Genomic DNA, 13,179 nt, shown 5'->3' on the forward strand with positions numbered 1-13,179 from the left:
GATAAATTGCCATGAACGCAGTGAAGGGCAAGTCAGACAATCGGCAGCCGAGTCGGAGAAGACTCATTAGGAGTATTCATGCAGAGCAGTGAGCTGGCCCGTCGAATCGCAGCAAGTCAGCTTGCGCACTACGCCGCATTTCCGGGACGACTCGCGAAAGTGGCCCGGCACAACGCCCGTGTCGCCAAGCAGACGGCGTCCTGGCTGGTGCGCTCTCGTGAGTACGTTCACTACACCTACGATCTCGAACCGCTGAACATGGAGCACCTGGCCTGGTTCGTCAGTACGGTCACGGGCACCCGGGTGGACGTCGTGCGCGGGTACCTGACGGAGCTTCGGGATGATGCCGAACTGCGCCGGATCATCACCGACGGCCTGGCCGCCGGCCCCCGGAGCGCCATCACCGACCGGGTGGTCCGGTACGGCCGAAGGGTCGGCTGGTACGCCATCGTCCGGGCGCTGCGTCCGGAGTTCGTGGTGGAGACCGGCACCAATCGCGGCATGGGGAGCGCGGTGATCGCCGCCGCGATGATGAAGAACGGCCGGGGCCGCCTGGCGACCGTCGACATCGACGACCGTTCGGGCGAACTGATCCTTCCTCCGTACGACCGGGTGATCGAGCACGTGGTGGGTGACTCGCTCGAATTCCTGGCGAGCCCGGTGGTACGGAGCCGGCCGATCGACCTGCTCTTCGTGGACACCGGACACACCCCGGAACACGAGCGCGCGGAACTCGCGGCGGCGACTCCTCTGCTGGCCCCCGGCGCGGTCGTGGTGGCGACGAAGACCTACTGCTGGCCGGAGCTGTCGCGCTGGGCCGAGGAGCAGCAGCGCGAGTTCCTCCACTTCAACGAGAAGCCGCACGACCACTGGTACCGGGGCGTCGGCATCGGCGCGTCGTTCCCCGCCCTGGTCCGGGCGTGAACCCGGCGGTCAGGGCCAGGCTCGCGGGCTGGTACGCGCGGTACGACTCCTGGCAGGCCCCCGACGCGGTGCTGCGCCGCTCGCCGGCCCAGACGTGGTTCCACCGCCGGGCCGCGGACCGACTGGCCGTCCTCGGCTATCACGGCGTGGACGACCCGACGACCTTCGCGGCCCACCTCGACCTGCTGCAGCGCTCGTTCGTGCCGGTCTCCCTTGAGCAGGTCGAGGAGGCCGCCCACGGCGGCCGGAGGCTCCCCGCCCACAGCGTGCTCGTCACCTTCGACGACGGTGACCGCAGCGTGTACACGCACGCCCTGCCGATGCTGACGGCGCGCGGCATCCCGGCCGTCTGCTTCGTCATTCCCGGCCTGGTGGATGCCAGAGCCCCGTTCTGGTGGGACGAGGCGGAGCACCTGGTCCGGAACGGCGGCACGACCCACCGGATCCCACCCACCCGGCCCGAGTTCACCCCGCACACCCTGAAGCTGCTGTCCGAACGTGACCGCCGGCTCGCCCTCGCGGAGCTGCGGGCCACGGCCACCGTGCCCAGCCCGCGCCCCCACCAGCTCACCGCCGCCGAGCTGCGTGCCCTGGAGGCGGGGCGCATCGTCGTCGGCAACCACACGCTGACCCACCCCTGCCTCGACCGTTGTGACGACGACCAGGTGCGTACGGAGGTACTGCAGGCGCACGAACGGCTCACGGAGCTGCTCGGCCGCCCGCCGTCCTCCTTCGCGTACCCCAACGGAAACGTCGACGAGCGGGCCCACCGCCTGCTCGCCCGGGCCGGGTACCGCTCCGGCTTCCTGTACAATCACCGTCTCGCCGCTCCGGGGGCCCGCCACCCGTTGCGGATCGACCGGCTCGTGGTCTCCAGCCGGACCAGTGTGGACCGGCTGGAGACCATTCTCTCCGGGCTGCACCCCGCCCTGTTCCGCGTCGGGCGCACGGCCGCCCGCGCCGTCGCGCGAGCGGGTCAGCCGCTCATCAGCAGGTCCTGACCGGCCGTGAGCGCTGCCGCCACCTGGCGCAGCGCCCGGTCGACACGAGCCGCGCAGACGCGCAGCTCGTGCAGGGGGCGGCCGTCGGGGTCCGCGACGTCGTCCGACTCCGCCGCCACGGGGGCGCTCCGGCCGCGGGCGGCCGCGGCGCAGGCCACCGCGTCCGCGGGGCCGCTCCCGAAACGCCGTCCATCCGTGAGGCGCACGAACTCCTCGAGCGTGAAGCACCGTCGCAGCGCCGCGGGCCGCAGCTGTACCGCGGCCTCGCGGTGCTCCCGGGCCAGCCCGAGGACCACGTCGGCCGAGCCGACCAGCTCGGCCGACAGCCGTGTGGCCGTGAACCCGGCCGCCCGCCCGCCGAGGTCCTCGATCACCGCCGCGCTCCGGGGGCTCAGCGGAGCCCCCGGCCGCGCCGCGGTTCCGGCGCTGACGATCCGGAAGCCGTCGGCGGCCGCGCCCAGGTGCACGGGGAGCAGCCGCTCGGCGATCGGCGAGCGGTAGAGGTTGCCCGTGCAGACGAACAGCACCGTGAACAGGGTCACTTCGCGGTTCCGATCGTGTGGGTCTCCGCCTTCCGCGGAGGCACGAGAAGGTCCTCCGGGCCGGAGGGGCGCTCCCCGTAGCCGTACCCGTAGCCGTACCCGTTGCTCTTCAGCTGGACCATGCTCAGGACGCTGCCGAGAACCGGTGCGCTCACCGAGTGCAGGGCGTCGACCGCGGCCCTCACGCGCTCGGCAGGAGTGCGCCGGGCTCGTACGACCAGGACCGTTCCGTCGACGACCGGGGCGAGTCCGACGGTGTCGGCGACAGGCAGCAGGGGGGCGCTGTCGACGACGACGATGTCGAAGTCCTCGGCCAGGTCCCGCAGGATCTCCCGCATGCGGTCGGAGGCGAGCAGCTCGGCCGGGTTCGGGGGGATCGGTCCCGACGTCAGCACGCTCAGGCCGTGTTCGCCGAACTGCTGCATGACCTCGGAGGCGGTCGCCGCGCCGATGAGGACGCTGGTGAGGCCGGCGCCCTGGACGAGTCCGAAGGTCTTGGCGACACACGGGTTGCGCAGGTCGGCGTCGACCAGACAGATCCTGGCGCCGGTCTCGACGAGGGAGAGCGCGAGGTTGGTGGCGGTGTTGGTCTTGCCCTCGCCCGGCAGCGGGCTCGTCACCATGATCACCCGGGGCCTCTGGTCGACCTGGGCGAACTGCAGGTTGGTCCGCACCAGCCGGAAGGCTTCCGCGCGGGCGCCGTGGGCCGCGGGGCCGGCCGCGAGTGGCTTGTCCGGCGCCTCCTTGTCGAACGGGATGGTGCCCAGTACCGCCACCCCGGTGACCTCGGCCATCGCGGGGCCGGTGTGCAGGGTCGTGTCGAGCGTGTCGCGCAGGGCAGCGAGGCCGACACCGGCGAGAAGCCCGGCGAACAGCCCGACCAAGGCGTTGAGCAGGGGCCTCGGGCTGACCGGAGCGGTCGGGGGCTCGGCATCGCGGGTGACCCCGATGCTCACGGGGGAGCGGTTCTCTCCCTGCGGTGTCTCCAGCTGCACCAGTTGCCTGCTCCCCTCGCTCGCGACGGTGTTGGCGATCCGCGCGGCCAGCGCCGGGTTGCGGTCGGTGACGGTGATGTCGATCAGCACGGTGCCGAGCTTGACCTCTGCGCTGATGCGCTCGGCGAGCTTTTCCGGTGCCATCCGCAGGCCGAGCCGCTGGACGACGAGTCCGGCGATCCGGGGGCTGGTGATGATGTCGGCGTAGGACTCCACGCGTGCCTGCGAGAACGTGTTGCCCGCGTTGAGTTCCGTGATGTCCGACGTGGTGCGGGCGGAGACGAAGATCTGACTGGTGGCTCGGTACTGGGGAGTGGAGAACGAGGTGAAGGCGATTCCGGCGCCGAGACCGACGAGAGCGAGAGCGGTGATGGAGAGCCACCGCAGTCGCAGGGCCTTGAGGAAACCACGCAGATCCAACGTGCGCCCCTTCGGAGGTGAGGAACTTGAGGGTGATTGACGGGGACCGAGGCCACTCGTGGCCCGGCCCATGCTGGTACCGATGACCACCGCGACCGGCATCATCACGAACAGGTAGACGAGCAGATTGGCGGTGGCGACGTTGAGGCTCAGCCCGACCACGGCGAGCAGGGCCGCCTGGTGGATCGCCCAGTCGTCCGCGCTCCGCGCGGCGCGCCTGCGGCGGTACACCCCGCGTCCGATCACGAGGATCGCCAGCGTCCACAGGGCGAGACCGAGCAGTCCCAGGTCGTGCCAGAGCCTCAGGTAGTCGTTGTGCGGATGGCCGACGACGCGCTCCACACTGCCGATGCCGTGGCCGAGCCACGGAGCCTCCCTGACCGAGGCCCAGGTGGTCTCCCAGAGCCACGAACGACCCGAGGTGCCGATCTCCACCCCGGCGAAGGTCTGCATGTCGTTCTGGGTGAAGCGGTCCTGCAGTGGCCGGTACCAGTCCACCACCAGGTACGCGACGACAGCCATCACCGTGCCGAGTACGACGGCCCGTCGGAACTCACCCCGGCCGCGGCCCTTGAGCACCAGCCCGAGGGTCAGGATCAGGCACACGGCCGCGGACGTACGGGACAGGGACAGGATGTCGGCGGTCACCAGCAGGCACGGCGCGAGCCAGCCCCGGCGCGAGCGCTCCGCCAGCGGCACGGCGGCGACCATCCCGATCCAGATGACCTCGCCGAACAGGCGCCCGGGATACAGCGCGCCGGTTCCCGGCCCGTACAGGACCACCGTCACCAGATAGACGAGGGCGGCCACCACGGCCGCGCCGCGCAGCCAGCGCAGGAGCTGCAGGGGTGTCTCCGTCGAGGTCCATGCGGCGGCCAGTGCCGTCACGGCGACGAAGGACACGTACACCAGGGTGTTCTGGGCGGCGGCCTGGGTCCGCTGATGGACCGCCGAGGCGAGCACATGGCCGACGAAGAGCCACAGGGGAAGCGGCACGCCTGCCGCCGGCCCGAGAACCGCCGAGCGGAGAGCGGGGGAGAGGACGGGCCGGCGCAGGACGGCGTAGGGCAGCGCGACCACGGCGGCCAGGAAGATCAGTACGGTGGCGGGGCCGTTCAGTCCGAACTGTGCGGGGATGCCTCCCAGGAGGGTCCAGAAGGCCGCCATGGCGATCAGGGTCATGCGCGGTCGTGCGTCCACCACAGACCGCATCGCAACAGCTCGTGGCATAACGGGCATTTTATCTATGGGTGGGCCCGGGGATGCGGTGGAGGGCCGTACAGCCGCGCCCGAACGTCCCACGGACGGACGAGCCCCGTGCACGTCCGCCGGACGATGCGCATCGCTGCCGCGACGATCTCGTACGTTCAGGGGATGTCCACCGACGCCGCGGCACCCGAGTCGCGCACCACCCTGGTCGCCCTGGTCTGGAATTACTCCTCGGCGATCGCCGCCGCGGTGCTCCAGCTCTGCTACACCGCCTACACCGCTCGCATGGTCCTTCCCGAGAGCTTCGGCGCGTTCGCCGCCGCTGCCGCCGCCACGACCGTACTCGGGTACGTCGCCGGAGCGGGCCTCGCGACCTACCTGATGCGGGCCGAGGAGCTGACCCGTCGGACCGTCCGGTGCGCGTACCGCGTCTCCGTGCTGAGCGGTGTGCTCTGCTGCGCCGTGAGCCAGGCGCTGGCGCCGCTCGCGGCCACCCTGTGGGGGTTGCCCGAAGTCGCTCCCATGGTGCAGCTCTACGGCGTGTACTTCCTCGCCCAGCCGGCCTCGCAGGTGGCCGTCGCGGCACTGCGCCGGCTGGATCGCGCACGGTTCTGCGCGCTCACCGAGACCGTGGCCCAGTTCGCGGGCATGGCGGTGGGCGCTGTCCTGCTGGCCCTGGGCTGGAGCCCGTACGGACTCGTGGCCGCACAGGTGGTGACCCCCGCGGTGACGCTCGTGGCGGCGGCCGTGCGGCTGGCGCGCCTGCCGCTCGCGGAGGGCCCCCCGGTGCCGCCTCGCGAGATGCTCCGCATCTCCGGAGCCTTCGCCGGCTACGGAATGATCCAGATGACGGCGGCCGACGTCACGCTCCTGGCCGTCACCCGGTTCCTCGGACCGGCCGCAGCGGGGCAGTTCTCCCGCACGACGCTCGCGGTGGGGCTGCCGGTCGCGATGCTCTGCCAGAGCCTGAGGCGTGCCGTCATGCCCTCACTGGCCCGCATCAACGCGGACGGACGGCCGCTCGGCACGGTGCTGCCCGACGTGCTCAGCGCGACGTCCGCGGTCGCGTGCGTCTCCTTCGGCGTACTGGCGGGTGTGGGCCCCGCCGCGCTGAGCCTCCTGCTCGGTCCCGGATGGGAAGCGGCGGGCGCGCTGGTTCCCGTCCTGGCGGCAGGCGCTCCACTCGTCCTGCTCTGCCAGGTCAGCTACGCCGTGGACGAGATCCGCAAGGGGATGGGCAGTCTGCTGCGGACCCAACTGCTCGTCCTGGCGGCCACGGTGGTCCTCGTGGGCCTCGCGGTCGTCGCCGGCCAGGGCATGGCCGGCCAGGGAATGGCGCTCGTCGCCCTGGCCGCGTCCGTCGCGGCCGGCATCGGTCACCTGGAGCAGCTCGTCCGCTGGCAGCGGGCCGGTCTGTGCCGCCTGACGTCGCTCGTCCGGCCGTACACCGTCCATGCGGCCGTCGGCATCGCGCTGTACGGCAGCGGCCGGCTGGCGACGGGCTACGGCACCGGCCCGCTGGAACAGGTTCTGCACGGCCTGCTGGGCATGGTTCCGGTGGCCCTGGTGTGCATCGTGTTCCGTCGCAGGCTCCCGCTGTATGCGGCGGCCGTCTCCCGCGGGATGATCACGGGGCCTGTCGGCTGATCCGCCCCCCCCGCACGTCACGGGTTGGAGGCCGGCGACCCCAGGGCCTCCCGGTAGAGCCGCTCGGCCTGCCGCAGCCAGGCGCGTTCGGTGAAGTACGTGTCGAAGACGCGGCGGGAGTGCGCGCGCAGCCCGGGGAACCGTTCGGATGCGTCGGTCAGGACGGGCGCCAGCGGTTCCTGCCAGCCGACGGTCGCACCGGTCCCGAGGGAGCGGACGGACTCGGCGACCGACGAACCGTCGAAGGCGAGGATGGGCAGCCCGGCGGCCAACGCCTCGACCTGGACCAGGGGAGCGCCTTCCAGGCAGCGGCTGGGGAAGACGAGGCCGAGGTACGACGGCAGTCGTCGGCGCAGTTCCGCGCGGTCCAGGCGGCCGAGGAACCGCACCGACGAGGGGGCCGTCGCCCGGGCGGGGTCCAGGAGTTCGCCGTCGCCGACGATGTCCAGCGGCACCGACTCCGGCCAGCGACGGAGGAGGTCCAGGACGCCCTTCTCCGCGCTGAGCCGACCGGCGAAGACCCACCGCTCGCGGGGCGGGCCGTCGGCGCAAGGGGCGGTGCACGGCCCCGGATCGTCGACGAAGTTGGGGATCAGCGCGACGCGGTCGGCATCGATCCGGGCCCGGAGGTACATCCGGCGGCTGAGCTCGGACACCACGACCAGCCGGTCGGCGCGGCGCAGCAGTGGATCGTCCGTCGCACCCCGTCGGTTGGCCCACGCCAAGGGTGCCGTGGCGAGCCTGGAGTCGCGGTAGCAGCCGTGCCGGACACCTGCCCAGCGGTCGCCGTCGAGGCAACGGGTGCACGTCGTGCCGTCACGGGAAAGGGTCGCGCCGGCGCAGAGCGGACGGTAGTTGTGCAGAGTGGCGACCAGGGGGCCGTCCCAGGCGCGCACCCAGCCGCGGCCGAAGTTCGGAAACAGGTTGTGGACGTGCACCAGATCGGGGGCGAAGTCCCGCAGCGCGGCGACCGGGCTCCGACCCCTGCCGGTGGCCACCCGCGCGGTGGCCCGTACCGCGTAGAAGCGACGCGCGGCGAGCGCATCGGTGTGGGCGGCCACCAGAGCCACTTCGTGCCCTGCGGCACGAAGGGCGCTCACCTGGTCGCGTACGGCCTCGTTCTCGCCGCTGGGCTGCCCGGAGGCGTAGAAACTGTGCACGACGGCGATGCGCAGCGGGTTCGTCCGGATCACGCCGGGTGGGGGTGGTGGTGCCGGCATCCGTGCCGCCTCCTGCTTCAGTCGGTCGTCGACAGGGCGGCGGCCACGCCCCGTTCGGGACGGTCCTCGGCGGAGGAGGACATCGCCGGCGGCCTCCGGGCGGCCAGGACGACGCGATAGAGCTCCTCGGCCGCTCGGGCCTTCGCCGTCCAGGTGTGCTTCCGTGCCCAGGCCAGTGCCGCCGCCCGCATGCCGTGGTGTGTCTCCTCGTCCGCCAGTACGGCGCTGAGCGCGTTCGCGAGGCGCTGCGGCAGATCGGCGGGGTCGCCCAGCGGTACGGAGACCGCCCCGCCGGGGGCCGAGAAGTCGCCGATGCCCTGGTGACCGACGTGGACCTCCGGCAGCCCCCTCGCCCATGCCTCCAGCGACTGGGTGCCGAACGAGTCCCGCAGACTGGTCATCAGAAAGACATCCGCGGCGTCGTAGGCCGTGCGCAGATCCGTCCAGGGCACCTCACCGTGGAAGACGACGGACTCGCTCACTCCCAGACTCCGGGCCAGTCGCTGAAGCGAGGGCCGCAGCGGTCCGTCGCCGAAGAATTCGAGGCGCGCCCGAGGATGGTCCGCCCGGACATGGGCCATCGCCCGCAGCGCCAGTTCGGGAGCCTTGTGCGCCGTCAGTCCGCCGACCCACAGAATGGTCGGCGGCGGGCGAAGGCCGGACCCGGTGGGCGGGGCGGGCGGCTCCTGTCGGATCACCGACTCGTGGATCCCGTCCGCCAGCATCAGAGTCGCGTCGGCGCGACCCAGACGGCGAGCGCGCCGCTCCGTGTCCCAGTTGGTGACCAGGACAGCCGCAGCCTCGCGCAGCGTCGCACGGCACAACGGCCGACGGCTCAGATGGCGAACGCGCAAGGTCCGCACCACTTCCTGCAGATACGCCTGGCCCAGGTAGCGCCGGTGGCTGTGGGGAGCGACCTGACCACCGCCGACGGGGCCGAACACCAGGGGCGGCCCCAGGCGGTGCAGCGCACAGCCGCCCTGGAGGGACACGTACGAGACGTGGTGCACCAGATCGGCCCGGTCGAGTCCACGGGCACGCGCGTGGGCCAGGGCCCGGCGCTGCCAGCCGTCGTAGCGCAGGAATTCCCGGGCGCTGTCGCGAACGAAGCCCGGCAGCAGAGCAGCCCAGGACGGGAGGTCGGGCACCGGGACGACGTGGAGCCTGATCCGCTTCCCGACGTCCCCCAGCTCCGCTGTCCGAAGCCTGATCTGGCGCTCGTTGTCCCGGTCGGGGTGGGTCAGCACCTCTACGGTGTGTCCGCGTTCGGCAAGCGTCTGGGCCCATCCCCAACCGACGGCCGGTTCACTGCCGCGTGTGGGATCGCAGCCGTACGCGACCAGGACGATGTGCAGCCCTCGTGGCGCACCGCCGCGCTCCGAGGGCTGCCCCGCCTCGTGTGCCTGTTCCTGGCGCATGACCCTCTCCGTCCGCTGCGGGACCCCCGAGGTGCAGCGGCACGTGGCCGACGAGCGCGTGGCGGTCATGGTCGAGCCGACGCCGGAGATCGCGTGCCAGCCTAGGAAGCATGGCGATCGAAAGCGTCACCATCGAGGCGTTTCCGGGGTGATTGCCCCATTCGGCAGAGGGCCGGGCGCTCAGTCGCGGCAGGGCGAGGCGTGCTTCACCGTGGTTCTCAGCGGTGTCACCAGAGCCTGCCGGAGAACCGTCGGGGGCCGGTCGGCGTCGGGCTCGCGCAGGTGCAGCACCAGCGTGCGGCTCGACTGCCGGGGCAGCTCCAGATCGAGCGTGAAGACCGGGTGGCCCCGCTCGACACCGGGGATCAGCTCGATCCGGCGGCCGTCGAGAGTGGCCCCTTCGAGGGTCGCTCCCTGGCCGGCGTAGTAGTCGACCAGCAGCCGGTTGTCCCCCGGGAGGGTCCGGTACGGCGGAGCGTCGACTCTTTGCGTGACGTACTCGGGCAGGCCCGAGGCCGGCGCCCTGTTGGTGAGCGTCACCGTCGCGGTGACCGACCGGCCGCCGTCCGTGCAGGCACCCGGCGCCCAGACGAGACTTCGGTCCAGGTAGTAGTCCAGTTTGGTGCCGGCCGCGTTGTTCACCACCAGACCCGCGAAGGGGCCGGGCGAGTCGGGCAGGGCCCCTCCGAACGCCCCCGACATCAGCAGCCGCTCCTCGTCCGCGTTCGCGCTCCACACCTGCACACGGCCTTCCCGCTGGACGTCGCGGAGGGCGCCCAGGAGGGCGGGAAGCAGTTTCGGGTCCTCGATCGCGCCCATCAGCCGTTCGGCGGCGGCCCGCGCGGCCTCGACGAAGAACGCCTTGCGCTCGGCGGTGTCCGAGTACGTCGCGTAGCTGGTCCGCTCGGTGAGATCCGTGGCGTTGTCGGCGGTGAGTGCGGTGCCGTCGGGCAGGCGGGCAGGCCCGGTGACGCGCAGAAGCAGGCCCAGGGTGCCGGGGTCGACCGCGATCGCGCCGTCGACGTGCTGACCGGTGCGCGCGCGCCAGTACCCGGCCCAGATGTGGGCCGCGTAGGGGAAGTGCGGGCTCATGTTGGAGTTCGCCCAGGCGCTTCCGGGCTCGTTGCTCCCGTAGCGGTCGGCGAACTCGGCTCCGAGGTTCACCTCGGTGCGCAGTCCGTCCAGCTCGGTGTTGTTGCCGAAGCGCTCGAAGGACAGCCTGCCCCGGTCGGCCCGCAGTACGGCGAAGGCTCCCGGGAGGCCGCCGGTGCCGCGGGCCTCGGCCGTGTTCTGGAAGGCGAGGAAGTAGCGGCGCGGTCCGTGCGCTCCGAGCATCGACGGCATCACGCGGGCCGCGACGGCGGCGTCGCGCGTTCCTGTGGCGAGCCGGTCGAGCTGATCCGAGAACTGGGCACGGCCGCGGTCGCTCGCCGGCAGCCAGCTGGAGCGGGGGAGACGGGCGATGTCCTCCCGCACCTCGGCCGCGACGCGCGCGGCTCGCTCGAACGCGGGCGCCTCGCTCTCCAGCCCCACAAGGGCGTCTGCGACACCCTTCGCCTGAGCCCCGGCCGAGAGCCGGGGGACGGCTCGCACCAGCGGCGGCATGACGTCTCGGGCCAGTCTGTCCGAGGCGAGCGCGATGCCGCGCCCGGTCTCGAACGGCCTCCCCAGGAACGGCAGCTGCGCGGCGGTGTACCAGGCAGGTCCGGTGGTGAGGTCGTGCGCGCGTGCGGCATGCGCGGCCGCCGAGCGCAGCAGACGCTCCTGATCGGACTCCGCCGACGAACCTGCGGCGACCCCCGGGACGGAGCCGGACCCCGGGGACGCCGAGGCGGCGAGCGACTCCCGGAGCGCGCCGAGGTCGTGTTGCGCGGCGCGAAGCTCGGCGACGGCGAGCCCGCCCGTGACCACGATCCAGGCGCCCGCCGCCGAGGGGAGGACGGCGGCTGCGAGCAGTGCCTTCCTGACCGTAGGGCGGTGGATGTGCCGACGCACTCCACGGGCGTCCCGGTCACGCCCGGGACGCCCGCGGAATGTCATACGGAGGCGCGGTGCCGTCATGAGTGGCGACGGCGGCGCACGACGAGCACGGTGCCGACACCGGCCGCGACCAGGGCGGCCGCGACACCACCCAGGATGATCTCGGTGTTGTCGTCACCGGTGTCCGCGAGGTGACCCCCGTGTTCCGGCTTGTCCGGGTGGTCCCAGTGATCGGGCTTGTCCGGGTGATGGGGCTTCGGTGGCTTGGGCGGGTAGGGATGGTGCGGCTTCGGCGGGTACGGGTGGCCCGTCGTCGAATGCGACGGGTAGGGGTCGTCCTCGGCGAACGCGGTCCCCGCACCTGCCAGGGGCGCTACGGCGAGCGCGGCGGTTGTGACGGCTGCGGCCACAACCGATCGCCATCGTGGCGATGTCGTCATCTTTCTCCACTCTCCTCGACTTCGGTACGGCGTGCCGGTTGCTGCCTGGGCAGGGTCGGCACACAGATGACCTAGGGCGGATCAGTAGATAGATAGGATTTTCATGGCATGAATAACGTGAATCAGGTCAGAAGCCATCGGATGGTGCAGCGCGTTCACCCGCCCGCAGGCCGGCGTCCCGGCGTCGGCGTCAAGGCGCACCGGAGCGGGTACGGCGGTCTCAGGCCACCAGCTCGTAGATGCTCCGGGCCGACAGCCACAGGCCGACCAGCACGGAGAGCGTGACCACCAGCTGTTCCTGATGCCGCTCCAGCCAGCTCATCAGCGCGTTCAATCGGGCGTTCGCGGCTTCGGGCGCCCAGACCGCGTACATCTCCATGACGATGAGGCTGAGAGTGGCCAGCAGGCAGTAGCCCGTCAGTGCGAGCCAGTCGGTGAGGGTGGAGAGGTCCGCGTCGAGGGCGGTCGCGGCACCCGCGCCCACCAGACCCCAGGGCTGCAGCACCCATGCCAGACCGGCCGCCGTGACCGCCGACGCGTTGTCGATCCGGGCGGTCCAGCGGGGCGGGCCGTGCGGGCGGGGCGGCCGGCGGTGCCGGTAGCCGCCGTACAGCACCAGAGCCAGGCCGATGGCGAGTTTCACCGCGACCGCGGCGGTCGACGGCGCGCTGTGACGCGCCGGGGGCTGACCGCCGGTCAGCAGCACCACGACAGCGATCACCGCGATCAGGTTGGCCAGCCACGACAACAGGAACGCCAGACCCTGGCGAACGCCGCGCCGTGAGGAGAGCAGCAGGATGAAGGCGCTGTTGTGCAAGGGCCCCAGGGTGATGGCCGTACCGATCACCAGCAGGTCGAGGGCCATCGGACCAGCCGCTCCTTGGTCTCGAGGGTGTCCGCCGCGAAAGGACGGGGGCCGGCCGGTGGGGTGCTGCGTTGCTGTGGACCGCGTTCCGACTCTGCAGGGGGCGGCACGGCCGGTCAAGCTGCCACGCCCGTGACGCCCGGGAAGGTCAGAGGTCGCTGTCGATGCCCGTGACGGCCGGCGGGCCGAGGGGTGCGTCGGCTTCCGCGATCCCGGCGCCCTCCAAGGCGGATGCGACCAGACGGGTGGCGTCCAGTTCGGCCTCGTACCGGTCCCGGGCATCGATCTCGAGGCGGATCGAGAAGGTGCCGTCCCCGTTCAGCGTGAGGAGGTCCAGGCCCTCACTCTCACTCACGTCCGTGTGCTGGGACGCCAGCTTCCGCTCGAGAACCGAGCGCGCGGAATCATCGATCCCCGAGAGGAACGTGCCGGGAACAGTGATGACGAACGTGGTCATGGCGACTCCTCGCGTAGGTCAGAGTGTGCGTGGCGTACTGCTTCCCCCGTCCGTCGTGCCG

At 71.9% G+C, this 13,179-nt stretch carries 11 protein-coding genes; 3 read left to right on the forward strand and 8 right to left on the reverse strand.

The window, feature by feature from the left end:
- Nucleotides 1-159: 159 nt before the first annotated feature.
- Both ACFVGW_RS08850 and ACFVGW_RS08855 read left to right on the forward strand, forming a co-directional pair.
- Nucleotides 160-924, forward strand: a complete 765-nt coding sequence (locus ACFVGW_RS08850; RefSeq protein WP_385851384.1) for a class I SAM-dependent methyltransferase — start codon at nucleotides 160-162, stop codon at nucleotides 922-924.
- The gene (locus tag ACFVGW_RS08855) at nucleotides 921-1,925 is read left to right on the forward strand and encodes a polysaccharide deacetylase family protein (RefSeq protein ID WP_385851385.1); all 1,005 of its coding nucleotides are present in this window, start codon (nucleotides 921-923) and stop codon (nucleotides 1,923-1,925) included. The genes ACFVGW_RS08850 and ACFVGW_RS08855 overlap by 4 nt, the downstream gene beginning before the upstream one ends.
- Here the strand turns inward: ACFVGW_RS08855 and ACFVGW_RS08860 are convergent.
- Together ACFVGW_RS08860 and ACFVGW_RS08865 are read right to left on the reverse strand one after the other, a co-directional pair.
- Nucleotides 1,901-2,467, reverse strand: coding sequence for a low molecular weight phosphatase family protein (locus tag ACFVGW_RS08860; RefSeq protein ID WP_385851386.1), 567 nt, complete (start codon nucleotides 2,465-2,467; stop codon nucleotides 1,901-1,903). The two genes, ACFVGW_RS08855 and ACFVGW_RS08860, sit on opposite strands and share 25 nt — an antisense overlap.
- The gene (locus ACFVGW_RS08865) at nucleotides 2,464-5,064 is read right to left on the reverse strand and encodes a polysaccharide biosynthesis tyrosine autokinase (protein ID WP_385851387.1); all 2,601 of its coding nucleotides are present in this window, start codon (nucleotides 5,062-5,064) and stop codon (nucleotides 2,464-2,466) included. The genes ACFVGW_RS08860 and ACFVGW_RS08865 overlap by 4 nt, the downstream gene beginning before the upstream one ends.
- Before the next feature lie 192 nt (nucleotides 5,065-5,256).
- Here ACFVGW_RS08865 and ACFVGW_RS08870 point away from each other — a divergent pair, with 192 nt between their 5' ends.
- Complete coding sequence (locus ACFVGW_RS08870) at nucleotides 5,257-6,738, forward strand: oligosaccharide flippase family protein (protein ID WP_385851388.1); 1,482 nt, start codon at nucleotides 5,257-5,259, stop codon at nucleotides 6,736-6,738.
- Between the two features lie 17 nt (nucleotides 6,739-6,755).
- Here ACFVGW_RS08870 and ACFVGW_RS08875 read toward each other — a convergent pair whose 3' ends face one another.
- The 6 genes from ACFVGW_RS08875 to ACFVGW_RS08900 all read right to left on the reverse strand — a co-directional run bounded on the left by ACFVGW_RS08875 (nucleotide 6,756) and on the right by ACFVGW_RS08900 (nucleotide 13,118).
- Complete coding sequence (locus ACFVGW_RS08875) at nucleotides 6,756-7,958, reverse strand: glycosyltransferase family 4 protein (protein WP_385851389.1); 1,203 nt, start codon at nucleotides 7,956-7,958, stop codon at nucleotides 6,756-6,758.
- A gap of 17 nt (nucleotides 7,959-7,975) precedes the next feature.
- Nucleotides 7,976-9,376, reverse strand: coding sequence for a glycosyltransferase family 4 protein (locus ACFVGW_RS08880; RefSeq protein WP_385851390.1), 1,401 nt, complete (start codon nucleotides 9,374-9,376; stop codon nucleotides 7,976-7,978).
- A gap of 180 nt (nucleotides 9,377-9,556) precedes the next feature.
- A complete protein-coding gene (locus ACFVGW_RS08885) occupies nucleotides 9,557-11,371 on the reverse strand; it encodes a DUF4012 domain-containing protein (RefSeq protein WP_385851391.1) in 1,815 nt (604 codons plus the stop codon).
- 62 nt (nucleotides 11,372-11,433) lie between these two features.
- On the reverse strand, nucleotides 11,434-11,766 hold the full coding sequence (locus ACFVGW_RS08890) for an LAETG motif-containing sortase-dependent surface protein (protein ID WP_383221476.1): 333 nt from the start codon (nucleotides 11,764-11,766) through the stop codon (nucleotides 11,434-11,436).
- Nucleotides 11,767-12,016: 250 nt separating this feature from the next.
- Entirely contained in the window at nucleotides 12,017-12,661 is a 645-nt protein-coding gene (locus ACFVGW_RS08895; protein ID WP_385851392.1) for a GAP family protein, read from the reverse strand.
- Nucleotides 12,662-12,809: 148 nt separating this feature from the next.
- A complete protein-coding gene (locus ACFVGW_RS08900) occupies nucleotides 12,810-13,118 on the reverse strand; it encodes a hypothetical protein (protein ID WP_385851393.1) in 309 nt (102 codons plus the stop codon).
- Nucleotides 13,119-13,179: the final 61 nt, after the last annotated feature.

It is taken from the genome of Streptomyces sp. NPDC127129 (assembly GCF_042671585.1).
GTDB lineage: Bacteria > Actinomycetota > Actinomycetes > Streptomycetales > Streptomycetaceae > Streptomyces.

Coding starts and splice junctions, on each gene's coding strand:
- ACFVGW_RS08880 (WP_385851390.1), bottom strand. CDS start 9,376: ATGCGCCAGGAACAGGCACACGAGGCGGGGCAGCCCTCGGAGCGCGGC.
- ACFVGW_RS08865 (WP_385851387.1), bottom strand. CDS start 5,064: ATGACCCTGATCGCCATGGCGGCCTTCTGGACCCTCCTGGGAGGCATC.
- ACFVGW_RS08900 (WP_385851393.1), bottom strand. CDS start 13,118: ATGACCACGTTCGTCATCACTGTTCCCGGCACGTTCCTCTCGGGGATC.
- ACFVGW_RS08895 (WP_385851392.1), bottom strand. CDS start 12,661: ATGGCCCTCGACCTGCTGGTGATCGGTACGGCCATCACCCTGGGGCCC.
- ACFVGW_RS08875 (WP_385851389.1), bottom strand. CDS start 7,958: ATGCCGGCACCACCACCCCCACCCGGCGTGATCCGGACGAACCCGCTG.
- ACFVGW_RS08870 (WP_385851388.1), top strand. CDS start 5,257: ATGTCCACCGACGCCGCGGCACCCGAGTCGCGCACCACCCTGGTCGCC.